Origin of the sequence: Clostridium sp., from assembly GCF_050717545.1 — a bacterium.
In the GTDB taxonomy this organism is placed as follows: domain Bacteria; phylum Bacillota; class Clostridia; order Clostridiales; family Clostridiaceae; genus Clostridium_AD.
On the sequence record NZ_JBOITN010000033.1, the window covers coordinates 1 to 25,290 of the forward strand.

Consider the following 25,290-nt stretch of genomic DNA (forward strand, 5'->3'; position numbering starts at 1 on the left):
TTACTCAAGCTCATTACATACTTTTTAGTCTTACGACTAATATTACTTTTCTATAGTAATTGACTGGTTTAGCAAAATATTATTTTGCTAAGTTTACCTATTTCTCTGTTTAATTTTCAAAGACCAACTTGTTTTGTCATCAAGTGACGACCTTTATTATTTTAACCTTTAATTTTAATAATGTCAACATATTTTTCTATTATCTTTATATTGTTTTGATCTTAGAAAATTATTTAACCTTTAAAATTAAACTACTGTTATAACTAATTGATAACAACAAGGAGTATTGTATCAAATTTATTTAATCTTATATTTAAAGTATTCCTATTTCTCTATAGATTATACTTGTTTACCTATTTATATCTTTATTTTTCTCTAATTTAACCGCCATGATACACTAGGTTAATTATATTGTATATTACTGTAATATAATTAAAATACCCATTTGAATTTATTCAAATGGGTATTTTTATTTTTTATTCTTCTATTTTATTCTCTGATTCATCAGATGATTCTGATTCACGCTTCTCATCAACGTAAATTTCTTTAATATTTTCATTGGAAGAAACTTCTCCTTGCACAGAACTAGTTTCACCTTCTTCACAAGTTTCATCAACATCAATCACATCACTACTATTTATTTTAGCAATAGCAACTATGTTATCTCCTGCTCCATTTTTCATTAAAGTAACTCCCATAGTATTCCTACTTGTAGTTGATATTCCAGCTACATTTAATCTTATAACAATACCATTACTGTTTATAAGTATCATTTCATCTCCATCTTTTACTATTCTAGCACCTACAAGTTTACCTGTTTTTTCTGATACCTTGTAAGTTATTACTCCTTTACCACCTCTTCGTTGAAGTGAATATTCTGAAACTAACGTCCTTTTTCCAAAACCATTTTCACTTATAACTAAAAGTTCTTCTTCTGGAGTAACTATGTTCATAGAAACCACAATATCTTCTTCTCGTAAAGTTAATGACTTAACTCCAGTTGCAGTTCTTCCCATACCTCTTACATCTTTTTCACTAAACCTTATAGAATAACCATTCCTTGTAACAAATAGCATTTCACTATCTCCATTGGTTATTGCAGCTCCAATTAACTCGTCATCTTCTCTTAAATTTATTGCATTTAAACCATTCTTCCTTATAGAAGAATATTTATCAAGCGATGTTTTCTTTATTAACCCTTGTTTTGTTCCCATTACAAGATAATTATCCTGGGCAAACTCTTTAAGAGAAATAACAGCTTGGATTTTTTCCTCACTAGCTAAAGGTATAATATTTATTAAGTTTGTTCCCTTAGCCGTTCTTCCACCCTCAGGAATCTCGTAAGCTTTTAATTTAAATGATTTTCCTTTGTTTGTGAAGAATAGAATATTATTATGAGTAGTAGTTATAAATATATGTTCTACAAAATCATCTTCTTTTGTAGTAACACCTTGTATACCTCTACCCCCTCTTTTTTGAGAGCTATAAGTATCCGCTGGTAATCTCTTTATATAACCCGCATGAGTTAGAGTTATTACAACGTCTTCCTCTTGAATCAAATCTTCCTCATCTAAGCTATATGGATTTTTTTCTATTGATGATCTTCTAGTATCACCATATTTATTCCTAATTTCTATAAGCTCATCTTGAATTATAGTTAATAATATTGATTCATCTGATAAGATTCCTTTTAAGTAATTAACAGTTTTCATTAGCTCATTATACTCATCTTCAATCTTGCCTCTTTCAAGTCCTGTAAGTCTTCCAAGTCTCATTTCAACAATAGCTGTGGCTTGTTTTTCTGATAATTCAAAAGCGTTACTTAAACTTTCTTTAGCTTCACTAATGCTTTTTGATGCTCTTATCAAACGAATTACTTCATCAATATTATCCAATGCAATTTTTAAGCCCTCTAAAATATGAGCTCTTGCTAGTGCTTTATCAAGATCAAATTGAGTTCTTCTTCTTACTACATCTTTTTGATGTTCTAGGTAATAAACTAAAACTTGTTTTAGATTTAAAGTTTGAGGTTCATTATTTACAAGTGCTATCATTATAACTCCAAAAGTATCCTGCATCCTAGTATGTTTAAATAACCTATTCAACACAATGTTAGGATTTGCATCTCTTTTTAGTTCTATAACTATTCTCATACCTTCTCTATCTGATTCGTCTCTTAAATCTGATATACCATCTATTTTCTTATCTTTTACTAAATCAGCAATTCCTTCTATAAGTTTTGCTTTATTAACTTGATAAGGTAATTCTGTTACTATTATTGAATTTCTACCTTTGTTCTCTTCAATGTCTGTTTTAGCCCTTACGAGTATTCTTCCTCTTCCTGTTTCATAAGCACTTTTTATTCCCGCTCTTCCTAGAATAATTCCACCTGTAGGAAAATCTGGTCCTTTTATTTTTGTCATTAAATCACTTATAGTAACTTCTGCATCTTCAATAACCATAAGCACACCATCTATAACTTCTATTAAATTATGTGGAGGTATATTTGTTGCCATTCCTACAGCAATTCCTGTTGACCCATTAACCAAAAGATTAGGAAATCTTGAAGGAAGCACTGATGGCTCTTTTTCTTCTCCATCAAAGTTAGGAATAAAATCTACTGTCTCTTTATTAATATCACGAAGCATCTGAGTTGTGATTTTACTCATTTTAGCTTCTGTATATCTCATCGCTGCTGCTGAATCTCCATCTACAGAGCCGAAATTACCATGCCCTTCAACCAAAGTACACCTTTGAGAGAAGTCTTGAGCCATTCTAACAAGTGCTCCATAGACTGCTGTATCACCATGTGGATGGTACTTACCCAAAACATCTCCAACAATCCTAGCGCACTTTCTAAATCCTTTTTCTGGTGTTAATCCTAGTTCATGCATAGAAAATAATATTCTTCTATGAACAGGTTTAAGTCCATCACGTACATCTGGAAGAGCACGGCTTACAATAACACTCATAGCGTACTCTATATAAGATTTTTTCATTTCTTTTCTTATATCAACAGGTAAAATTTTTCCAAGATTATTAATCATGTTACACCTCTTTAAACAAAATATTTTAATGTCAACCCAAAAACAATTAAGGTACTATCCATGGATGACTGTAATTATTTTAATAGAATTATATAAATAAATATATAATTCTACCTTGGTAGATAATTAAGCTATATATCTATGTTAACTACACTTTTGGCATTTTCTTTTATAAATTCGCGACGAGGTTCTACTTTATCACCCATAAGAATAGTAAATATTTCATCAGCAGCCATTGCATCTTCAACATTAACTTGAAGTAGAATTCTTTCTTCTGGATTCATTGTTGTATCCCAGAGTTGATGTGCATCCATTTCTCCAAGACCTTTATATCTTTGTATGTCAGTATTACTATCTTTTCCACCAAATTCAGTAAGTATATTTTGTAACTCATTATCGGTATATACATAATGCTCTTTTTTACCTTTAGACACCTTATATAGTGGGGGTTGGGCTACATATACATGCCCACCTTCTACTAATTCCTTCATGTATCTATAAAAGAATGTAAGTAGTAAAGTCCTAATATGTGCACCATCTACATCAGCATCCGTCATAATAATAACACGATCATATCTTATTTTTTTAACATCAAAATCTTTTCCTATACCAGCACCAAAAGCGGTTATCATAGCCCTTATTTCAAGGGAAGCAAGCATTTTATCAATTCTTTGCTTTTCAACGTTCATGATTTTTCCTTTTAGCGGAAGTATAGCTTGGAATTTTCTATCGCGACCTTGCTTTGCAGAGCCACCAGCTGAATCACCTTCGACTAAATATATTTCACATTCCATAGGATCTTTTGATGCACAATCTGATAATTTCCCTGGAAGTGTAGTCGATTCAAGTATTGACTTTCTTCTTGTTAGTTCTCTTGCTTTTTTAGCAGCTTCTCTAGCCCTTGCTGCATTTAATCCTTTATCTATAATGTTTTTTCCAAGTTGTGGATCTTCCTCTAAAACATTACTAATAGCCTCACCAACTATGCTATCAACTATGCCTCGTACTTCACTATTACCAAGCTTTGTTTTTGTTTGACCTTCAAATTGCGGATCAGTAAGCTTTATAGATATTACTGCTGTAAGACCTTCACGTACATCCTCACCTGAAAGGTTTTTATCATTATCTTTTAAGAAACCGAATTTTTTAGCATAATCATTTACTACTCTTGTTAAAGCAGTTTTAAAACCAACTAAATGTGTTCCACCTTCTACCGTATCTATATTATTAGCAAAGGAAAATATATTTTCTGTATATGTGTCGTTGTATTGAAGAGCTATCTCAACAACATACTCATCCCTGCTTCCTTCCATATAAATAGTCTCATGGATTGTTCCTTTATTTCTATTTAAATAATCTACAAAGGATTTTATTCCACCCTCATACATAAATTCTTGATGTTTATCTACGCGTTCATCTGTAAGTGTTATATTTAATCCTTTATTTAAAAATGCTAGTTCTCTTAATCTTTGACATAAAATTTCATAATCAAAATTAATCTCTTCAAAAATCTCTGGATCAGGAGTGAAAAATACTTTTGTTCCATGATCCTGTGTTTTACCTATATTTATAAGTGTGCTAGTAGTTTTTCCTTTTGAGAATGTTTGTTTCCATATATTTCCATCAATCTTAACTTCTACTTCACAAACTACTGACAGTGCATTAACTACAGATGATCCAACACCATGAAGACCTCCTGATACCTTATATGCTCCACCACCAAATTTTCCACCTGCATGAAGTACAGTCATTATAACTTCTACAGTAGGTATTTTCATTTTATGGTGTATTCCTACTGGCATACCACGACCGTCATCTATAACAGTTATAGAATTGTCTGCATGTATCATCACATTTATGTTTTTACAAAAACCTGCTAATGCCTCATCTATACTATTATCCACGATTTCATAAACCAAATGATGAAGTCCACGTATACTAGTGCTACCTATATACATACCTGGTCTTTTTCTTACTGCTTCTAATCCTTCAAGTACTTGTATTTGACTCTCGTCATAAATATTATTTTTTTCCATGTATATCCTCCTAATTCACTTTAAAGCGTATAATATACAGTTTCAGTTCTCTTGCATAAAGTTTGCGATGATATTGGTGAAAGATATACTTTGCTTTTTTTATCTACTTCAGCAATTACGAAAGATTTAACAATATTCTTTGTTATTCTTTCTACAAAACCATCTTCTTCAGCCATTCTTAAAAATTGATTAGTGTCAGAGCTGTACATAGTAGTTTCCATATCAAAAATGCCTATAATGTCTTTTATAGGAACTACTACATTTTCTCCCAAATGTAAAAACATATTATATCCTCCTTAATAATCCTTTTTACTTTACTAAAAATCATGTTATTTCTTTTAATTCACCTAACATAACCTCAAATATCTTACTTTCAGAATTTAAATATTTTCTTATACCATTGACTCCGGTACATGTAATCAATGTCTGAACTTCTTTTATAGAATTTAATATATATTCTTGCCTTTTTGTATCAAGTTCAGACAAAACATCATCAAGTAATAATACTGGGTATTCTCCAGTTACTTCTTTTATTATTTCTAGTGCTCCAAATTTAATGGTTAAAATGCAAGTTCTCTGCTGCCCTTGAGATCCAAATATTCTAGCATCGACTCCATTAATTTCTATTGAAAAATCATCTCTGTGTGGTCCTGTTGATGTAGTTTTAGTCTCTATATCTCTTTTCCTATTCTTGCATAAAAGCAAATAAAAGCTCTCCTCGATATTATCTAAATCCTTAATAGGTGTTAGATATTTAATTTCGATTACTTCACTATTTGATGTTATTTTGCTATGTATTATTTTTCCTAATTTGTTTAATTTTTCTATGTAATTAACTCTGTCTTTTATTATAATAGCACCAAAATGACTAAGTTGTTTATCATATACATCTATAATATCAATATCTGTATTCCATTTCTTAACAGCTAAATTTCTTTCATTTAAAATTTTTTTATATTGAGTTAAACTATAATAATAGCGTTTATTTAGCTTACACAGCTCTATATCTAAAAATCTTCGTCTATATGATGGAGATTCTTTAACAATATTTAAATCTTCAGGGGAAAACATAATCACATTGAAACTTCCTATTAGTTCGGACAATTTTTGAACTTTTATAGAGTTTATATTAACTCCTTTTTTGCCTTCTTTAAAAATTTTTATTTCTATTTTTTTATCGAGTCTAGTTTTACAAACATAAATTTTTATGTTTGCATCTGTTGCATTCCAATTAATTAATTCTTTATCCTTATTTGTTCTGTGGGATTTAGCTAAACTGCAATAATAAATTGCTTCTAAAATATTTGTTTTACCTTGAGCATTATCTCCTACAAATATGTTAGTACCTTTATTTAATTCTATAACTAATTCACCATAATTTCTAAAATTTTTAAGCTTCAAATATTTTACAAACATCCAATCACCTATTATGATTATAACATATATATATAATTTTATTATTTTATATGCGTAAATAAATTGTTTTGTTATAGACATAAATTTAGCACCGGAGAATATCTTAAATTTTCCGGTGCATTTATATTTTAAATTGCTTTAAATCATTTTAAATTACTTTGTATTTTTCATTATTAAATTCAACTATATCACCAACAACTAATTTTTTACCTCTTTGAGTTTCTATTTTTCCGTTAACTTTAACTTCTTCGTTTTTTATATAAATTTTCGCCTCTGAACCCAGCGATGCAATTCCAGCCCATTTTAGAAAATTATCCAATTTAATTATTCCTGTCTCAATTTGTATTTCATTCATTTTAAAACCGCCTTTATTTTATATTTTTTTTATAAACTTTAATTAATTATTTGTTGCTCTTATTCTTACTGGTAATACCATATATGTACAGTTATTTTTTTCTTTGTTTCTTACAACGCAAGGATTAACACCACTAGAAAATTCCATAATGATTTCTTCCTCTTCCATTATTTTTAAAAGCTCTATTAGGTATTTTGAGTTAAATGCAATTTGAAGAGGCTCTCCTTGCAAAATTATATTTATTTCTTCTCTAGCCTTTCCCAATTGAGAATTGGAGGTGATAATCATGATATCTTCTTCTATATTAAATTTAACTAAATTTGTATTTCCCTCTTTTGCCATAAGTGAAGCTCTTTCGATACAGCTTAATAATTCGTGTCTTTTAGCTGTTATTTTCAAATTATACTCTTCTGGTATTATTGAACTATATTTAATAAACTCACCTTCAAGTAATCTTGATATAACTTTAGTCTTGCCAATATTAAATAAAATATGATTTGGTGTAAAAGTTATATTAACGTTCTCGTCTGTTTCTTCTAGTATTTTTGATACTTCACTCAATGTTTTACCTGGAATTACAGCAGTTATACTAGAATCATTATCTACGATTTCGCTTCTAAAGGCAACTCTATATCCGTCTAATGCTACAAGATTAAGTTTTTTATCCTTTATTTCAAATAAAACTCCTTGCAGAATTGGTCTAGTTTCATCTTGAGCAACTGCAAAGATAGTACCTCTCATCATATTTTTCAGTACCCTTTGAGAAACTGAAAAAATCATATTTTCTATTATATCAGGTAAATTAGGATAATCATCACCATCCATATGTACTATAGTTGCATATGATTTTTGACAAACTATTTTAATAGAGTTGTTTTCTGCTGAACTTATTTCGATTGAACTATTAGGTAACTTTCTTATAATTTCACCAAAAAGTTTAGAGTCTAGGACTACAGTTCCATCTTCAATAATATTAGCTGTAATCTTGGCTTCAATACTTAAATCAATATCTGATCCTATAAGTGTTACTTCTTTATTTTTTGCAATTATAAGTATTCCTTGAAGTACAGGCATAGTTGATTTTCCAGTAATAGCTTTTTGAACGTTTGAAATTGCTTCTTGTAATATACTTTTTTCACATATAAATTTCATGTAAAATAGGCCTCCTTATCCACATTGGAAAATTGATAAAAGATAGGTAAGATAATAATAATTTATAGTAGTAATAGTAGTAGGGGCTGTTGATATGTTAGAAACCTATCTCAGCCTTTACGCCGTAACAATACTTGGTGAAACTATTTGTGGATAAGTATGCAAAAAAATATCACAGTTATCCACAATATCAACAGCTAGTTTTTATGTATTATTTTATACACAGGTTTATATATAAATAGTATTAACACCTGTTAGTAATTCAATTATTCTACTTCTGACTTATCTTTTTAGTTAGTTCAGCTATGTTGTCTTGAAGATTTTCATCTACTTTAAGACCGTTAGATATTTTTTCACATGCATGGATTACAGTAGTATGATCACGGCCTCCAAATTCTTCGCCTATTTTAGGTAGTGACATATCTGTAAGCTTTCTACATAAATACATTGCGATTTGTCTAGGAAATGTTATATTCCTAGTTCGCCTTGAAGATTTAAAATCTTCAATTTTTAAATTAAAGTAACTTGAAACTATGTCTTGAATTAGTTCAATAGTTACTTGCTTTGAATTTCTACTGGAAATAATATCTTTTAGTGCTTCTGATGCTAAATCTATTCCAATTTCTTTATTAGTTAGTGAAGAAAATGCTACTATTCTAATAAGAGCACCTTCTAGTTCTCGTATATTTGATTTTATTTTTGTTGCAATATACACTAGTACCTCATTGGGAATACTTAGATTGTCTATGTCAGCTTTCTTTTTTAGGATAGCAATTCTAGTTTCAAAATCTGGTGGTTGTATATCGGCTATAAGTCCCCATTCAAATCTTGACCTTAACCTATCTTCTAGAGTTGGTATCTCTTTTGGAGGTCTATCACTAGATAATATGATTTGCTTATTTGCTTCGTGAAGATCATTGAATGTGTGAAAGAATTCTTCTTGGGTACGTTCTTTGCCAGCAATAAATTGTATATCATCAATTAGAAGTACATCTACATTTCTATATTTATTTCTAAATTCTACGTTTTTATCATCCTTAATAGAATTAATAAGTTCATTCGTAAATTTTTCGGAAGAAACATAAACAACTTTAGATTTTGGGTTATTTGCTAATATGTAATGTCCAATAGCATGCATTAAATGTGTTTTTCCAAGACCAACCCCTCCATAAATAAATAATGGATTATAAGCTTTAGCAGGAGATTCAGCTACAGCAAGAGACGCAGCGTGAGCAAATCTATTACTATTACCTATGACATAAGAATCAAAGGTATACTTGGGGTTAAGTGTTGCAGACATCTCATCATTAACTGTTAAGTTATGTCTTTGTGATTCTCGTTTTACTTTAGGCGACTCAATTTCAGCTACTTCTTCAGATAATATAAAGAATTCTATTTTATATGTTTTAGAAGTAAGTAATTTAACAGCGTTCATTATTAAATCCTTATATCTATTTTCGAGAATGTCTTTAGTAAAATTATTAGGAACACCTAACTTAAAAGTATTATTATCTAAGGTCATAGGTTCTATACTTTTAATCCAAGTATTAAAACTTACTTCTGTAAGTTCACCTTTTATTATATTCAAGGTTTTTTCCCAGATATCTTTAATTTGGGTGCTCATTTTCTACCCTCCAGTTCAATTCAAAAAAAATTTTTATGTAAAAACTAACAATATATAAACAAGGTTATAAACAGTAAAATTAATATATTGTAGGTTGTTGATAAATGGAATTAAAAATATCCACAAGTTAATAACTATGTTTATACTTTTGGAAAAGTTTAAATTGTTAACAATAAAAAAAAAAAATTATTAACAGGTTAAAAAAGGAATAAAGCAACCAATACAGCTCAAATAGATAATTTAAAAGAGGTTTAGTACAATATTGTAATAGTTATTCACAGTTTTGTCCACAAGTTGTGAATAACTTTATTATTTATTAGGTTATTCACAGTACATTCTTATATAATATCAAAAAATAACAAGGTGTTCAAGAAGTTATCCACAAAAAAACATATAAATATAAAAAATATCAACAATATTAATAAAAATGCTTGCCTTGACATTAGGATGATGTGACTATATAATCTAATAGTAAAACCATAAATATGCGAATGCGTAATGATTTGTATAGTGCAGTGGTTAATAGAAGGGGGTGTAGTAGATATGTTCATGACTTACCAACCTAAAAAAAGACAAAGAAAAAAAGAACACGGATTTAGAAAAAGAATGAAAACCGCTTCTGGAAGAAATATTCTTCAAAAAAGAAGACAAAAAGGTAGAAAAAGATTGACAGCATAAGGGCCGCTAATGTGGCCTTTTTCTGCAATTTGCGGAAAAGAGGGCGGCTAATATGAAAATTGATGTCAAGAAATACAGGATTAGAAAGAATACTGAATTTAGAACAGTATATAGAAAAGGAAAATCTTTTTCTAACATATTATTAGTATTATATATTTACAAAAATAGTAAAGATATTAATAGATGTGGAATATCTGTGAGTAAAAAGGTAGGAAACAGTGTAATCCGCGGAAGAGTTAAAAGACTTATAAGTGAAAGCTATAGACTTAATAATGAAGGATTAAAGACAGGGCATGATTTGGTGTTTATTGCAAGAAATCCTTCTAATACTAAGACTTATAAAGAAATTGAGGCTGCACTTACAAAATTAATTAAGAAAGCCGGTTTAATTAATAATGAAAAAAATACTTATAATGGGTATTAAGTCTTATAGAAAGTATTTATCACCTTTTAAGAGGCCTTGTTGTATATTTTATCCTACATGTTCTCAATATGCTTTAGAAGCTATTGAAAAATATGGAGCAATGAAAGGCTCTGTCATGGGAATAAAGAGAATACTCAGATGTCATCCGTATAATAAGGGCGGCTTTGATCCAGTTAAATAAACATTTGGGAGGTTTTGAACTTGAATTTAAATTTTATAATTGAGCCGCTTTCAAAATTCTTTTACTTTATGCATAGTGGCGTACATGCAGTTATACCAAATAATGATTTATCATTTGGATTATCAATAATTTTATTTACGATACTAATAAGATTAATATTGTTGCCTTTAAGTGTTAAACAGCTAAAATCAACAGCTAAAATGGGTGCGATTCAACCAGAGATGAAAAAAGTTCAAGAAAAATATAAAAAAGATCCGCAAAAGTCTCAGCAAGAAGTAATGAAGCTTTATAAAGAAAATGGAGTAAATCCAATGGGTGGATGTTTACCAATGCTTATACAAATGCCTATCTTAATTGCTTTATATAGTTTGTTTAGAAATTTAGACATGCAAGGAGCTGGTTTCTTATGGATGGTAGATTTAACAAAACCTGATCCTATATATATATTACCAATATTATCTACAGTTACAACATATTTTTCATCAAAACTTATGCAACCACCTGGTGGTGGAGCTCAATCTAAACAATCTTCAACAATGACAACTGGAATGGCTATTTTTATGGGAGTAATGAGTCTTAATTTTCCAGGTGCATTAGTATTATATTGGGTAATGAATAGTTTAGTACAAGTTGTTCAGTCTCTAGTTATAAATAAAATGGAACTTACCCAAGAACCAAAAAAAGTTTAAACACAAGTGCCTAAGTTAGATATTTAGAAAGGCGGGTGTATTGGGATATTAATATTATAGAGGTTATGGGGAAGAATGTAGACGATGCAATTAATAATGCATTAAAAGAATTAAAAGTTACTATAGATAAAGTTAAAGTAGAAACTATAGACGAAGGTAGTAAAGGTTTCTTAAATATTATAGGGGTAAAACCTGCTAAAATTAGAGTTACGGTTAAAAGGAATAGTTTAAATGAAGCTGAAAGTTTTTTAATGGAAATATTACTTTCTATGAGTATGAACGCAGAAGTAAATCTTAAAGAAGAAGGCAGCGAGATTAAAATTAATTTAATTGGACCTAATATGGGACTATTAATAGGATATAGAGGCGAAACTTTAGATGCCCTTCAATACCTTGTAAGTTTAGTTGTAAATAAAAATCATGATGAAGAATATAAGAGAGTAATACTCGATACTGAAAATTATAGAGCAAAAAGAGAAGAAACTTTAAAAAGACTTGCATCTAAAATTGCCTATAAGGTACGGGTTAGTGGCAGAGTATTAAAGCTTGAGCCTATGAACCCTTACGAGAGAAGAATAATACACTCATCTCTTCAAAATGATACATATGTTTATACCTTTAGCGAAGGTGAGGAACCTTATAGAAGAGTTGTAGTAGATTTAAAGAAAGCCTAAGGGCTTTCTTTTTAAATTTATAAAAGTAAGTATAATATTAATCATATTCTTAAGTTTCAAAGGTGACGCATATGCGTTAAGTAACGAGTCTTGAATTTTAAGAATGTAATTAAAATACTAATAATAAGATAGTAATAATTAATGGATTTACATATGTATAAATTATTTAGATAGGATATAATAATAGATAATTATAAAAATAGGAGGTCACATTTTATGAAAGAATTTGATACTATAGCTGCGATAGCAACTAGTATAGGAGAAGGCGGTATATCTATAATTAGAGTTTCTGGTGATAGAGCTATAGATATAGTTTCAAGTGTATTTATAGGTAAAAATAATAGGGAACTTCATGATTTTAAATCTTACACCATGAGATATGGTCATATAGTTGATAAAAGTGGTAGTAAGCTAGATGAGGTTATTATTTCGTATATGAAAGGGCCTAAAAGTTTTACAGCAGAAGACACAATTGAAATAAACTGTCATGGTGGAGTAGTTGGAACTAATAGGATACTACAAGAAATTATTCGCTCAGGAGCGCGTTTGGCACAACCAGGCGAGTTTACTAAAAGAGCATTCTTGAATGGTAGAATTGATTTAAGTCAGGCGGAAGCAGTTATAGATATAATAAGAGCAAAAACAGAACTTAGTATGAAGTCAGCTCTTTTGCAATCAGAAGGTTCTATTTCCAAGGAAATAAAGATTATAAGAAATAAATTACTTGATATAATTGCGCATATAGAGGTTACTGTTGATTACCCTGAAGAGGACATCGAAGAAGTAACAGCGGGAGAAGTTCGACTTGACGTTTTTAAAATAGTTAATGAAATTAGTACATTACTGAGTACTGCAGACGAGGGTAAAATTTTAAGAGAAGGTTTAAGTACTGTAATAGTGGGTAAACCTAACGTAGGTAAATCATCACTTCTTAACGCTTTACTTAAAGAAAAAAGAGCTATTGTTACAGATGTTCCGGGAACAACACGTGATGCAATAGAAGAGTATATTAGTATTGAAGGTATACCAATTAAAATAGTAGATACTGCGGGTATTCGTGAAACAGAAGATATAGTTGAAAAAATAGGAGTAGAAAAATCAAAAGAAAAGATAGACGAGGCTGATCTAGTTATTTTATTATTAGATTCAAGTAATAAGTTAAATAATGAGGACAGAGAAATTATAGAATATATTAAAGAAAAAAAATGTATTGTACTATTAAATAAAAGTGATTTAGGTGGTAAAATAGAGATGGAAGAATTAAAAAATATAAATTCAAAATATATTACTAATATCTCAGTAAAAACAGGTAATGGGTTAAATTATGTTAAAGAATATATAAAAGATTTATTCTTTAATGGTGAAATTAAAACTGAAGGTGTGTTTATTACTAACAATAGACATAAGCAGTCTTTAATAAAGGCAAATGAAAATTTGGAATCGTCCTTAGATGCATTGAAATATACATCAGCTATTGATCTTGCATCAATCGATATAAGAAGTGCGTGGATAAATTTAGGAGAAATTACTGGGGAGGCTTTAGAAGAAGATATTATACATAAAATATTTGCAGAATTTTGTTTAGGAAAGTAGGGATAAATATGAAATATAATGCAGGAAATTTTGATGTTGTAGTTATTGGAGCTGGTCATGCAGGGTGTGAGGCGGCACTTGCATCTGCAAGAATAGGATGCAAGACTTTAATTTGTGCTATAAATTTAGATAGCGTGGCTTTAATGCCATGTAACCCTAATATAGGGGGCACTGCTAAGGGCCATTTAGTAAGGGAAATTGATGCTCTTGGTGGTGAAATGGGAGTAAATATTGATAATACATATATACAATCTAGAATGTTAAATAAATCTAAAGGGCCAGCTGTGTTTTCATTAAGGGCTCAAGCAGATAAAAAAGCATATGGACAAAGGATGAAAAAAGTAATCGAGGAACAAGAAAATTTACAATTAAAGCAATTAGAAGTAGTTTCTATTGACGTTGAGAATGGAAAAGTTAAGGGTATACTTACTAAAAATGATGCATATTTTGGGGTTAAGGCTATTGTTATAGCATCAGGAACGTATTTAAAATCAAATATTATAATTGGGGATCTTAGTTATAGTGAAGGACCAAGTGGACTACAACCGGCGAGTGAACTATCTAATTCGCTTGCTGAGATTGGAATAACACTTCGAAGATTTAAAACAGGAACTCCAGCTAGAATTAACAAACGATCAGTAGATTTTTCTAAAATGGAGGAGCAACTTGGCGATGATGAGGTAGTGCCATTTTCATTTATTAGTGGAGATATAAGTCGCAATCAGTTATCTTGCTATTTAACATATACCAATGAGGATACGCATAATGTAATTAGGAAAAACATTAATAGATCACCTCTATACAATGGATCGGTTAAAAGTACTGGGCCTAGATATTGCCCATCTATTGAAGATAAAGTAATGAGATTTACAGATAAGGAAAGGCATCAAATATTTATAGAACCTGAAGGAGAGAATACGCAGGAGATGTATGTTCAAGGTATGTCTAGTTCACTCCCTGAGGAAATTCAGGTAGAACTGTTAAAAACAGTTTCAGGACTTGAGAATGTAGAAATTATGAGAACAGCTTATGCTATAGAATATGATTGCATAGATTCTACTGATTTAAAACTTTCGCTAGAATTTAAAAATATTACTGGATTATTCTCAGCGGGCCAAATAAATGGAAGTTCAGGATATGAGGAAGCTGCAGCTCAAGGTATTATTGCAGGAATTAACGCTGCGCTTAGCGTTCAAAATAAAGAGCCCTTAATACTAAAAAGATCTGATGGATATATAGGTGTTTTAATTGATGATTTGGTTACTAAAGGTACTAATGAACCATATAGAATGATGACATCACGAGCGGAGTATAGGTTATTATTAAGACAAGACAACGCTGATTTAAGATTAACTGAAATAGGACATAGCGTGGGTCTTGTTAAGGAAGATAGATATGAAATATTTAAGGAAAAGAAGATACAACTAGAAAAAGAAATTGAAAGAATAAAACATTTACAAATAACAAATAAGAAGGAAATAGAGGAATTCTTAATTTCTTGTAATTCTACGCCATTAAAGAAACCTATTAGCTTATATGAACTTATAAAAAGACCTGAACTTGATTATTATATAGTTAAAAAACTAGATGTCGATAGGCCTATATTAAATAAATATGTAGAGCAACAAGTTAATATTGTCTCTAAATATGAAGGATATATTCAAAAACAATTAGAGCAAATTAGACAATTTAAAAAGTTTGAAAACAAGATTATATCAAAAAATATTAATTATGATAGCATAAAAGGGTTAAGAATAGAAGCTATGCAAAAATTAGGTAAAATTAAACCGGAAAGTATAGGTCAAGCTTCTAGAATATCAGGGGTATCGCCAGCAGATATGTCAGTTTTAATGATATATCTTGAGCAACAAAAGAGGATTAGTAACTTAAAAGCTAATGGTTAGATTTAAAAATAGTAAAAAACTTCAAAATAAAACTTATTAACTTTTTAAATAATGCGGAGGTGAAATATGAAATACTTTGATATATTAAATGAGGCTAGTAACAATATAGAACTTAAATTTGATAAATATAAATACGATCAATTTATTTTGTATAAAGATCTTATAAAGGAATGGAACCAGAAAATAAATTTGACTGCTATAAAAGAAGATGAAGAAATAATAAAAAAACATTTTATTGATTCCATGAAGGTTTTTAAATTTGATGAGCTTAAAAATGCTAAAAATGTCATAGATATAGGTACTGGGGGAGGGTTCCCAGGGATTCCTATGAAAATAATAAAACCGGAAGTTAATATAGTGTTATTGGATTCACTAAATAAGAGGATTATTTTTTTAAACGAGGTAATAAAACAGCTTGATTTAAAAAATATTAAAGCAATTCATGGTAGAGCAGAAGATTTTGCACAAGAAAAACAGTATAGGGAAAGATTTGATGTTGCAGTATCAAGAGCGGTTGCCAATTTAACAGTTTTGAGTGAATACTGCATACCATATGTAAAAGTTGGTGGGTATTTTGTTGCAATGAAAGGTCCTGCAGTTGAAGAGGAGATTAAATTATCAAAAAATGCGATAAGAATGCTAGGTGGGAGAATTGAACATATAGAGAAAGTTCAAATTGAGGACAGTGATTTAAATCATAATTTAGTAATAATAAAAAAGGTAGCTATGACTAATAAAAACTATCCTAGAAAAGCAGGGTTGGTAGCTAAAAATCCTTTAGTTTAACTACATTTAAGCTTCGCAGGAGATGATTTAATATGTTATGTAATTAAAGGATATAACATATGTTGATGATTTATGTTATAATTTGTCGTACGAAATAATAGGAATAAAAGAAGGAAATAGGGTATAAGTAGAGAATTGTTAATAAAAGGTAAAAAACAAAAGATATAACTAGTAAAATTGAAAAGCAAAAAGTAAAAAGGAAAAATTGAGGGATGGTATATTATGCAAAATAATGTTAATTACGTATCTATAGAATTAATTTCTCCAAATGTTTATCAGCCTAGAAAACATTTTAATGAAGAAACTATTGAAGAACTATCTCAGTCAATAAAAGCTTACGGAATAATACAACCACTTACAGTTAGAAAAAGTGGTGAAAATAGATATGAGCTAGTGGCAGGAGAAAGAAGACTAAGAGCTGCAAAAAAAATAGGACTGGAAGAGGTTCCAGTAATTATAATAGATATTACTGATAAAGATTCTGCAGCAATTGCACTATTAGAAAATCTACAAAGGGAAGATTTAAATTTTCTAGAAGAAGCTATGGCTTATTATAATCTTATCCAAGACCATTCTTATACGCAAGAACATTTAGCACAAATGATAGGAAAAAAACAATCGACTATAGCTAATAAATTAAGATTATTAAAATTGGATAAGCAAATAACGAATATTTTAGTTGAACATAAACTTACTGAAAGACATGCTAGGGCATTACTTAGATTGCCTGATATAAATATTCAAAAGAAAGTACTTAAAGTAATTGTTGATAAATCACTTAATGTTAAAAAGGCGGAAGAGCTTATCGAAAAGGAATTATTGAAGTTATGTAGAGATGAAGTAGCTACTGTTGGTAAGAAAAAAATAAAAGGCATTTTTGCGCCTAGAGTTTACATAAATACTATAAAACAGGTGTTCGATAAATATGGTATAAATGCTGAATATAAATCTAAGGAATTAGAAGATAGTATAGAAGTAATTATAAGAATACCAAAAAAATAAATAAAAAAAGTAGAATGTTTCACGTGAAACATTCTACTTTTTTTATTTTTTTGTTAATTCTTTAAGAAAATACTATTAATATATTTAATAAAAATATATAATGGACTATGTAGCAAAATAAAATTATAAATATACTAAAATGTAGAAATATAAATAATTATAAAGGATAGGTGTAGTCATGAAAACCATATGTATTTTTAATCAAAAGGGAGGGGTAGGTAAAACTACTACAAATATAAACTTATGCTCTTATTTAGCTATGCAAGGGAAAAAGGTTTTAACAGTAGATATTGATCCTCAAGGAAATACTACAAGTGGGTTAGGATTTGATAAGAAAAAAATAAAATTATCAATATATGATTTACTAACATCAGATATTTCCATTAGAGATACTATAAAAGAGTGTGAGCTAGTAAACAACCTTTATTTAGTACCATCTACTATGGAGCTTGCGGGTGCAGAAGTAGAATTAATTGGTAGGAGTGATCGAGAAAATATACTAAAAGATAAACTTAAAGAAATTGAAGGAGAATACGATTATATTTTTATAGATTGCCCACCTTCTCTAGGAATACTAACTATAAATGCACTTACTGCTGCTAGTAGTGTGCTTACACCTATCCAATGTGAGTATTATGCGTTAGAAGGTGTTGGACAATTAGTAACTACAATTCAGTTAGTGAAAAAATCTCTAAATAAAAACTTAGAGATAGAAGGTGTAATACTAAGTATGTATGATAATCGGACGAAGTTATGTAATGAGGTTGTTTCAGAAGTGAAAAAGTACTTTAATGATAAAGTATATATAACAACAATACCTAGAAATGTGCGGCTAGCTGAAGCTCCAAGTTTCGGATTACCGATAATGTTATATGATGATAATTGCAAAGGTGCGGATGCTTACAAAAAATTAGCGGATGAGTTTTTAGATAGACAAAGGAGATGATAAAATTGGGTAAAAAATTTGGATTAGGTAAGGGTTTAGGAGCGTTAATACCAGAAGAAGAGATCATAGAGGATGGTTCAACAATTTATAAAATACCTATGAATTTAATTAAAGCTAATAAAGAACAGCCTAGAAAAAGCTTTGATCCAGAAAAAATATCTGAACTTGCAGAATCAATAAAAGAGCATGGTGTTATTCAACCTATTATTTTGAATAAAGAAGATGATATATATCTAGTTATTGCAGGGGAAAGAAGATTTAGAGCGGCTAAAAGTATTGGGCTTGTAGACATACCTGCAATTGTTATGAATATAAACAATAAAGAAGTATTAGAAATATCGTTAATAGAAAACATTCAAAGGGAGGATTTAAACCCTATTGAGGAAGCAATAGCTTACAAAAAACTATTAACGGAGTTTAATCTTACTCAAGAAGAAATAAGTAAGAAGGTTTCTAGATCAAGAACGACCATAACAAATTGTATGAGATTATTAAATTTAGATGAAAGAGTTCAAGATTATATAATAGATGGAGTGATTTCAGAGGGACATGGTAGAGCAATACTGGGAATATCGGATAAGCAATTTCAATACGAAATTTCTCAAATGGTTATAGATGAAAGTCTTAATGTCAGGGAAACAGAAAAAATAGTAAAAAACTTTGGGAATGAGCAGAAAGAAAAAGTATTAAAAAATCAAAATGATATATATTATAAGGATATAATGAATAAACTAGAAAACCGTTTTGGCACTAAGGTCTTAATAAACTCTAAAAGCAAAAACAAAGGTAAAATTGAAATTGAGTATTATTCAGAAGAAGAATTTGAAAGAATTTTAGAAATTTTAAACATATAATGTTTCACGTGAAACATTATGGAGAGGATGTAATTCGAAATGCAGAACATAATTAACTTTATAAATAATTTTCAGGCATATATAATAATAGCACTTATGATTATTGTACTTATATTAATTTCAATTGTTGTAATTACATATTCATCTTTAAATAGATTAGAAAAAAGATATAGACGATTGATGAGAGGCGTAAATAAAAATAATTTAGAAGATATGGTTGTTTCTTATTTAGATAAAATTGATGAGGTTAAAGAGGAAATGAGTGAAGTTAAAGATCAATGTGATGTTATGAAGCATTTATATGAACAAGTAAATGGTGCTGTGAAAAAATGTGTTCAAAAGGCTTCAATGGTAAGATATAAAGCCTTTGATGATGTTGGGAGCGACCTAAGTTTCTCAATAGCATTGCTTGATGGAAATGGTAATGGAATCATGCTAACTAGTATCTATGGCCGCAACGAGAGTACTATATATGCTAAACCTATAAATAAAGGAATATCTAGGTATGAATTGTCACAAGAAGAAAGTAAAGTGTTAGAACAAGCTGCAGTAATGAAGAAATAAAAATAAAAAATAAAAATAAGGATTAAATTAATGATTATTAATTTAATCCTTATTTTATTGTAATAAAAAATAAATTTTGGGTATACTAAAAGTAAAAGAGGTTTCTTATGGTAATATGGATTTCGAAAGAACTTGAATATTTGCAAGATCAATTAAATAAAAGGGGCTATACAGTTGTAAACAATAGTGATTATAATACTAGTTGTGATGCAATAATATGCAACCTTAAAGATAGTGGGCTTAAAAGTTTGAATATGCAGAGCAACATAAAAAGAGAAGGAACATTAATTATTGATATTGGAAGCAAAACCATTGAAGAAATAGAATATATTTTAGATAATAGAGTTTATAGTTCAATATTTTAAAAAATATTGAACTATTTTTTATATGATAATATAAATTACCCTTCAACGTCCTTTATGTTGAAATTATCATAAATGGAACCGAATTGATTTCCACCTAAAGTTTTGAGTATTGAATGATACAAACCTTTTGAGATAGCATCGGCAAGCGCCATTACTGTAAATAATCTTGTGTTTTGAAGAACCATAAATTCAAAGGCCCCAGCTATATTTACAACTCCGGTTATACTGAGGTCTCCTACTTTAGGTAAATCTTTGTTCATTGCAGCACCAGGGCTGAGTGGTTTTTCTTCAATAATTATTTTTCCAACATTTTGCAAGCTTCCTAGGCACGCATCAATGGCAATAATATAAGGGTTAGTATATGTAAAATTAATTTCATCAATTGTTTCACATAAATTTTTAGCATGTATGGGACATTCAAGACTACCGTAGATATGAACTTTGTTTCTAATTAAAAATTTAAGCTTATTTCCAACAAGTGGACCTAAACTATCACCAGTAGATCTGTCTGTGCCAATACACAAAACAACTATAGGACGTGATGAGTTAGCTATGGGATAAATATATTGACTAATAACATCTCTTAATTTAAAAGTGCATTCTTTGGACAGTGAATCTAAAATAACTTTATCTATCATAAAAAACCTCCTATTTGGATTTTAGCCACCTAGGAGGTTTTTTATTCTATAAAACTTCAACTTTTCTAAGTATTTTGTAAAATACTATCAAAAACATGCAAAACAACATTCCAAGAATTCCGTTTGCTCTGAGCCCTATAAATATAGAGGCTAGAACAGCTACAGGGTGGATTCCTAGAGAGGATGATACTATTTTAGGTTCGATAATTTGTCTTACTATAGTAATAATTACATAAGATATTAGAAGACCTAATGCTGCTACATAGTTTTTAGATACAAAGAATATTATAATCAAAGGTAAATAAATAGCTCCTATACCAAAAATGGGTAGCAAATCAAATAGTCCACATATAATACTTAGTGTTACAGCATATTTAACTTTGAAAATTAAGAAGACAACTATTGTTTCTAAAAATGTTATAGTTATTATTAGTAAATAAGAAAGTAAATAATTTTTAAGCATTTTTTTTGATTCATCAAAGATAGAATGAATTCTATCCTTATTTTTGAGAGGGATTATATTAAAGTTACTTTTGTTTGATGATGACAAATCTTTTGTGAAAAAATATGTAGTAAGTAAAGTAAATAGTAAAACCATTAAAGTATAAGGTATAGTAGAAACAAAACCTAAAGTTTGCGTAAATATTTTTGTTGATGCGTTCATACTGACATTAATAGTTTTTGTTATATAATCATCAATATTTGACTCGATATTACTTATTATACTTGGGTCTAAATTTTTATAATAATTTTGAAGATTATTAAAAAAATTAATTATAGTTTCTTTGTTTGAAGTTACATATGATTGAACATTTTTGCCAAGTTGTATAGATTCTAAAGTTAGAGTAGTTATAATTAAAGATAATAATACAATAATAGTAGTAAATAATATACTAGTAGTAAGCAGGGATGCTACGGTGTTTTTAATTTTAAATTTTATCATTAAATATTTCGTTGGTATCTTGAGAAGTGAACCTAAAATGAGAGCAAATACAAAAGGAAGAGTATAACCTATAGTACCGAAAAAGACTAAAAAACAAAGAGTATACAAAACGAAGAAGATAGTTAGTTTATCAATTTTTTTTAAAATATTATCCATGTATTCATAATCACACCTTTCTAATAATTGTATTAAGGGAGCAAAGCGTATAATTAATATCTTTAATATCATTAAAAGGACCAATACCAAATCTTAAAGTACCTAGTGGATATGACCCGATTGTCTTATGGGCAAGTGGGGCACAGTGAAGTCCGGTTCTTGTTGTAATTCCATATTCACTATCTAAAATAAATCCTAACTCTGAATTGTCGATTTTTGTTGAATTTACAGATATGGTAGCAGTTCTCTTAGAACTGTCATAGGATCCATAAATATTAATTGAAGGTATATTTAGAAGTCCCTCAATAAATTTATTACATAGAAATTCTTCTTGCTCGTGTATGGAGCTTAATCCCTTTGAATTAATAAAATTAATACCTTCTAAAAGACCAGCAATGCCTGGAGCATTTAGAGTTCCACTTTCAAATTTGTCTGGTAAAAAATCCGGTTGAAATATACTAGAAGAAAGACTACCAGTTCCACCTTCTATAAATGGTGTGCATTGTTTGTTAAAATCATCGCTAATTAAAAATCCACCAGTACCTTGAGGCCCAAGTAAACTTTTATGACCTGTAAAAGCTAGGGCGCTGCAATTCAATTTATAAAAATCAATTGGCAATACTCCAGCAGTTTGCGCAACGTCTATAACAAAATATATGCCCTTAGCCTTACATAGCTTGCCAATAGCTTCCAGAGGCTGAATGCTACCAACGATATTGGATGCATGCGATAGAACTACTAATTTTGTATTAGGTTTGAGTGTGTTTTTAAAATCTTCTATACTAATTAAACCGTCTTTTAAGCAAGGGATAATATCTAATTCTATAATACCTTTTTTATAAAGAGAGTTTAGAGGCCTTAATGTAGCATTATGATCCATTGACGATGTTATCACGTGCCATCCTTTTTGAACAGAAGATTTTATAAGTGTATTTAATGATGTAGTAACATTTGATGTAAAGATTACGTTTTGGGCTTTGTCAAAGTGAAAGAAATCCATTAGTGCATATCTACAATTTAAAATAACTCTATTTCCAGTAAGGGATGCAGAAGACACACCTCTTCCAGGATTTGTACCTATATTCATCATGTAATTCATCATTGAGGTATAAACATTAGGGGGTTTGGGAAATGTAGTTGCGGCGTTATCTAAATATACTTTCATGAGTTCCTCCAATTTTATAATATAAATTAATGGATTAATATATTGAATACAAAATTAATACCTAGTAATATCATGAATAACAAGTTAAATCATCTCCTGCAGAGCTGAAAATTTATTAAATATGTTTTCGTGTAATTAAGACCTTAATAGTCTATAATAAAACTAGCTAAAATATAAAATATTTTTAATTACCATATAATAAAATATTATAATATAAAGTTCTGGAAATGTATATGAAGAGGACATGTTTAACATAGAAGGAGGATCAAATAACACTTTGAATAAATATTATATAGTAACATTTCAAAATACACATGAAGCTATGAAGTCTGAAAGAGAAGCTCTTAAAAATAAAATTAAGGTAGTGGTTGTTCCTACCCCAACATATATAACTAAAAGTTGCGGTATTAGTTTGAAAGTAGATGAAGAGAGTGTTAAAAGCATAGTTGAACTAATTAATTCAGAGAATATAAAAGTAAAAGAAATATTTGTGATTAATGGCACAAGTACGAGAGTTATGAGCATATAGTTAAATCATCTCCTGTGGAGTTGAGATATCGTTAAAATCATTGTGTAAATTTAGTAGTATAAGTGGTAAAGAGAAAGAGGGATGTATAGTGAAAGTATTTAATTTAGGAGATATTGTTGAAATGAAAAAAACTCATCCTTGCGGAAGCAAGAATTGGGAAATAATTAGGTTGGGCGCGGATATAAAAATAAGATGTTTAGGTTGCGCTCGTATAGTAATGCTTCCAAGGATTAAATTTGATTCAGGGGTGAAGAAAGTTATAAAAGAAAATCTAGTTAACAAGGAAAATATCTAAAAAAGAATAAATACTTGATTAATATGCAATTAAGTGATATAATTTATTCTTGTAATCCCTGCCGTGCAATGCATGGCCGTTAGTCCGAGGGGAGGAGGTGAAATTAATGAGAAAGTATGAAACTATATTCGTATTACATCCTTCATTAGATGAAGAAGCTGTTAAAGCTAATGTTGAAAAGTTTAAAGGTGTAATTGAAAGCAATGGTGGAGTTATTGAAAATATTGATGCATGGGGTAAAAGAAAATTAGCTTATGAAATACAAAAAGTAAGCGAAGGTCACTATACATTAATCAATTTCAATTCAACACCTGAATTACCGAAAGAATTAGATAGAGTATTCAGAATTACAGACAGTGTTATAAGACATATCATAATAAATCCAGAAAAATAGGTGGTGCTTTTATGAATAAAGTTGTTTTAGTTGGTAGATTAACAAAAGATCCTGAGTTAAAGTTTGCTCAAGGAACAGGAACAGCTGTAGCCACTTTTACTGTAGCCGTTAATAGAAGATTTAAAAGAGAAGGTCAACCAGAAGCAGACTTTGTACCAATAGTGGTATTTGGAAAGCAAGCTGAAGCTACTGCAAATTACATGAGTAAGGGCAAACTTTTAAGCGTATCTGGAAACATTCAAACTAGAAATTATGAGGCTAAAGATGGTACTAGGAGATATGTTACTGAAGTAATTGCTGATGAAGTTGACTTCCTTGAATGGGGAGGCAGTAAAACATCGGGTACGAATACCAATCAAGGTGGAAATAATAGCGAATCAAAAGCTGAATCTCATGATTTCGGCAGTGATAGCGATATAACACCAATTGATGATGGAGACATTCCATTCTAATAATTAGGTAAGGAGGGAAAAAATAATGGCAATGAATGATCATAAAAGAAGTGCCGGCGGTGGTGCTGGTGGCAACAGAAAGAGAATGAAAAGAAAAGTTTGTGCTTTCTGTATGGACAAAGCAACTGCAATCGACTATAAAGACATAAACAAATTAAGAAAATATGTTACAGAAAGAGGAAAGATTCTTCCTAGAAGAATTTCTGGAAACTGTGCAAAACATCAAAGAATGCTTACTGTATCTATAAAAAGAGCAAGAAACATAGCATTATTACCATTTACTACTGAATAGTAAGAGCTTACTACTAAGTAGTAAGAGCTTACTAATACATAGTAAATGACTAAAAGCAGCGCCTTAAGGTAGCTGCTTTTATTTTTTTGAAAATAAAAATTAATATTTTAGTAAATAATACAAAAATAAATACAAA

General features: G+C 29.6%; 28 protein-coding genes. 18 read left to right on the forward strand and 10 right to left on the reverse strand.

Features of this window, described 5'->3' with window-relative positions:
- Positions 1-476 precede the first annotated feature (476 nt).
- From gyrA to dnaA, 7 genes are all read right to left on the reverse strand, one after another.
- Entirely contained in the window at positions 477-3,044 is a 2,568-nt protein-coding gene (gene gyrA, locus ACREVX_RS10030) for a DNA gyrase subunit A (protein ID WP_431544183.1), read from the reverse strand.
- Positions 3,045-3,178: 134 nt separating this feature from the next.
- Positions 3,179-5,083 (reverse strand): DNA topoisomerase (ATP-hydrolyzing) subunit B, encoded by a 1,905-nt coding sequence (gene gyrB / locus ACREVX_RS10035; protein WP_431544056.1) that lies wholly within the window; start codon positions 5,081-5,083, stop codon positions 3,179-3,181.
- Positions 5,084-5,103: 20 nt separating this feature from the next.
- Positions 5,104-5,367 carry an extracellular matrix regulator RemB gene (gene remB, locus ACREVX_RS10040; RefSeq protein ID WP_216305206.1) on the reverse strand — a complete coding sequence of 88 codons (264 nt, stop codon included), beginning with the start codon at positions 5,365-5,367 and terminating at the stop codon, positions 5,104-5,106.
- Between the two features lie 40 nt (positions 5,368-5,407).
- Positions 5,408-6,499, reverse strand: coding sequence for a DNA replication/repair protein RecF (gene recF / locus ACREVX_RS10045; RefSeq protein WP_431544184.1), 1,092 nt, complete (start codon positions 6,497-6,499; stop codon positions 5,408-5,410).
- 148 nt (positions 6,500-6,647) lie between these two features.
- The gene (locus tag ACREVX_RS10050; protein ID WP_216305208.1) at positions 6,648-6,854 is read right to left on the reverse strand and encodes an RNA-binding S4 domain-containing protein; all 207 of its coding nucleotides are present in this window, start codon (positions 6,852-6,854) and stop codon (positions 6,648-6,650) included.
- A 42-nt stretch (positions 6,855-6,896) separates the two neighbouring features.
- Positions 6,897-8,006, reverse strand: a complete 1,110-nt coding sequence (gene dnaN / locus ACREVX_RS10055) for a DNA polymerase III subunit beta (protein ID WP_431544057.1) — start codon at positions 8,004-8,006, stop codon at positions 6,897-6,899.
- Between the two features lie 271 nt (positions 8,007-8,277).
- Positions 8,278-9,630 carry a chromosomal replication initiator protein DnaA gene (dnaA, locus tag ACREVX_RS10060; protein WP_431544058.1) on the reverse strand — a complete coding sequence of 451 codons (1,353 nt, stop codon included), beginning with the start codon at positions 9,628-9,630 and terminating at the stop codon, positions 8,278-8,280.
- A gap of 543 nt (positions 9,631-10,173) precedes the next feature.
- On the opposite strand from dnaA, the gene rpmH reads away from it, so the two are divergent.
- The 13 genes from rpmH to ACREVX_RS10125 all read left to right on the forward strand — a co-directional run bounded on the left by rpmH (position 10,174) and on the right by ACREVX_RS10125 (position 20,290).
- Positions 10,174-10,308, forward strand: coding sequence for a 50S ribosomal protein L34 (rpmH, locus tag ACREVX_RS10065; protein ID WP_071614800.1), 135 nt, complete (start codon positions 10,174-10,176; stop codon positions 10,306-10,308).
- 52 nt (positions 10,309-10,360) lie between these two features.
- On the forward strand, positions 10,361-10,732 hold the full coding sequence (gene rnpA / locus ACREVX_RS10070) for a ribonuclease P protein component (RefSeq protein ID WP_431544059.1): 372 nt from the start codon (positions 10,361-10,363) through the stop codon (positions 10,730-10,732).
- Positions 10,704-10,913: a membrane protein insertion efficiency factor YidD gene (gene yidD, locus ACREVX_RS10075; protein WP_431544060.1), complete on the forward strand. Its 210-nt coding sequence runs from the start codon at positions 10,704-10,706 to the stop codon at positions 10,911-10,913. Before rnpA ends, yidD begins: the two co-directional genes overlap by 29 nt.
- A gap of 68 nt (positions 10,914-10,981) precedes the next feature.
- On the forward strand, positions 10,982-11,602 hold the full coding sequence (gene yidC, locus ACREVX_RS10080) for a membrane protein insertase YidC (RefSeq protein ID WP_431544185.1): 621 nt from the start codon (positions 10,982-10,984) through the stop codon (positions 11,600-11,602).
- 47 nt (positions 11,603-11,649) lie between these two features.
- Entirely contained in the window at positions 11,650-12,276 is a 627-nt protein-coding gene (jag, locus tag ACREVX_RS10085) for an RNA-binding cell elongation regulator Jag/EloR (RefSeq protein ID WP_431544186.1), read from the forward strand.
- A gap of 216 nt (positions 12,277-12,492) precedes the next feature.
- Entirely contained in the window at positions 12,493-13,869 is a 1,377-nt protein-coding gene (gene mnmE, locus ACREVX_RS10090) for a tRNA uridine-5-carboxymethylaminomethyl(34) synthesis GTPase MnmE (RefSeq protein WP_431544061.1), read from the forward strand.
- Between the two features lie 8 nt (positions 13,870-13,877).
- On the forward strand, positions 13,878-15,773 hold the full coding sequence (gene mnmG, locus ACREVX_RS10095) for a tRNA uridine-5-carboxymethylaminomethyl(34) synthesis enzyme MnmG (protein WP_431544062.1): 1,896 nt from the start codon (positions 13,878-13,880) through the stop codon (positions 15,771-15,773).
- 66 nt (positions 15,774-15,839) lie between these two features.
- The gene (gene rsmG / locus ACREVX_RS10100) at positions 15,840-16,559 is read left to right on the forward strand and encodes a 16S rRNA (guanine(527)-N(7))-methyltransferase RsmG (protein ID WP_431544063.1); all 720 of its coding nucleotides are present in this window, start codon (positions 15,840-15,842) and stop codon (positions 16,557-16,559) included.
- Between the two features lie 222 nt (positions 16,560-16,781).
- Positions 16,782-17,561, forward strand: a complete 780-nt coding sequence (noc, locus tag ACREVX_RS10105; protein WP_431544064.1) for a nucleoid occlusion protein — start codon at positions 16,782-16,784, stop codon at positions 17,559-17,561.
- A 178-nt stretch (positions 17,562-17,739) separates the two neighbouring features.
- Complete coding sequence (locus ACREVX_RS10110; protein WP_431544065.1) at positions 17,740-18,507, forward strand: ParA family protein; 768 nt, start codon at positions 17,740-17,742, stop codon at positions 18,505-18,507.
- 5 nt (positions 18,508-18,512) lie between these two features.
- On the forward strand, positions 18,513-19,361 hold the full coding sequence (locus ACREVX_RS10115) for a ParB/RepB/Spo0J family partition protein (protein WP_431544066.1): 849 nt from the start codon (positions 18,513-18,515) through the stop codon (positions 19,359-19,361).
- Positions 19,362-19,400: 39 nt separating this feature from the next.
- Entirely contained in the window at positions 19,401-19,925 is a 525-nt protein-coding gene (locus tag ACREVX_RS10120) for a DUF4446 family protein (protein ID WP_431544067.1), read from the forward strand.
- 107 nt (positions 19,926-20,032) lie between these two features.
- Entirely contained in the window at positions 20,033-20,290 is a 258-nt protein-coding gene (locus ACREVX_RS10125) for a YkuS family protein (protein WP_431544068.1), read from the forward strand.
- 35 nt (positions 20,291-20,325) lie between these two features.
- On the opposite strand, the gene yyaC is transcribed toward ACREVX_RS10125, so the two are convergent.
- The 3 genes from yyaC to ACREVX_RS10140 are packed head-to-tail and all read right to left on the reverse strand — an operon-like array spanning position 20,326 to position 23,192.
- Positions 20,326-20,928, reverse strand: coding sequence for a spore protease YyaC (gene yyaC / locus ACREVX_RS10130; RefSeq protein WP_431544069.1), 603 nt, complete (start codon positions 20,926-20,928; stop codon positions 20,326-20,328).
- A gap of 46 nt (positions 20,929-20,974) precedes the next feature.
- Positions 20,975-22,027, reverse strand: coding sequence for a sporulation integral membrane protein YtvI (gene ytvI / locus ACREVX_RS10135; RefSeq protein ID WP_431544070.1), 1,053 nt, complete (start codon positions 22,025-22,027; stop codon positions 20,975-20,977).
- A gap of 10 nt (positions 22,028-22,037) precedes the next feature.
- Positions 22,038-23,192 carry an aminotransferase class V-fold PLP-dependent enzyme gene (locus ACREVX_RS10140; RefSeq protein WP_431544071.1) on the reverse strand — a complete coding sequence of 385 codons (1,155 nt, stop codon included), beginning with the start codon at positions 23,190-23,192 and terminating at the stop codon, positions 22,038-22,040.
- 277 nt (positions 23,193-23,469) lie between these two features.
- On the opposite strand from ACREVX_RS10140, the gene ACREVX_RS10145 reads away from it, so the two are divergent.
- From ACREVX_RS10145 to rpsR, 5 genes are all read left to right on the forward strand, one after another.
- Positions 23,470-23,721 carry a putative Se/S carrier protein gene (locus tag ACREVX_RS10145; protein ID WP_431544072.1) on the forward strand — a complete coding sequence of 84 codons (252 nt, stop codon included), beginning with the start codon at positions 23,470-23,472 and terminating at the stop codon, positions 23,719-23,721.
- A gap of 85 nt (positions 23,722-23,806) precedes the next feature.
- Entirely contained in the window at positions 23,807-24,016 is a 210-nt protein-coding gene (locus ACREVX_RS10150; RefSeq protein WP_431544187.1) for a DUF951 domain-containing protein, read from the forward strand.
- A gap of 106 nt (positions 24,017-24,122) precedes the next feature.
- Complete coding sequence (gene rpsF, locus ACREVX_RS10155) at positions 24,123-24,410, forward strand: 30S ribosomal protein S6 (RefSeq protein ID WP_431544073.1); 288 nt, start codon at positions 24,123-24,125, stop codon at positions 24,408-24,410.
- Between the two features lie 11 nt (positions 24,411-24,421).
- On the forward strand, positions 24,422-24,862 hold the full coding sequence (locus tag ACREVX_RS10160) for a single-stranded DNA-binding protein (RefSeq protein WP_431544074.1): 441 nt from the start codon (positions 24,422-24,424) through the stop codon (positions 24,860-24,862).
- A 31-nt stretch (positions 24,863-24,893) separates the two neighbouring features.
- Positions 24,894-25,154, forward strand: coding sequence for a 30S ribosomal protein S18 (gene rpsR / locus ACREVX_RS10165; protein WP_431544188.1), 261 nt, complete (start codon positions 24,894-24,896; stop codon positions 25,152-25,154).
- Positions 25,155-25,290 lie beyond the last annotated feature (136 nt).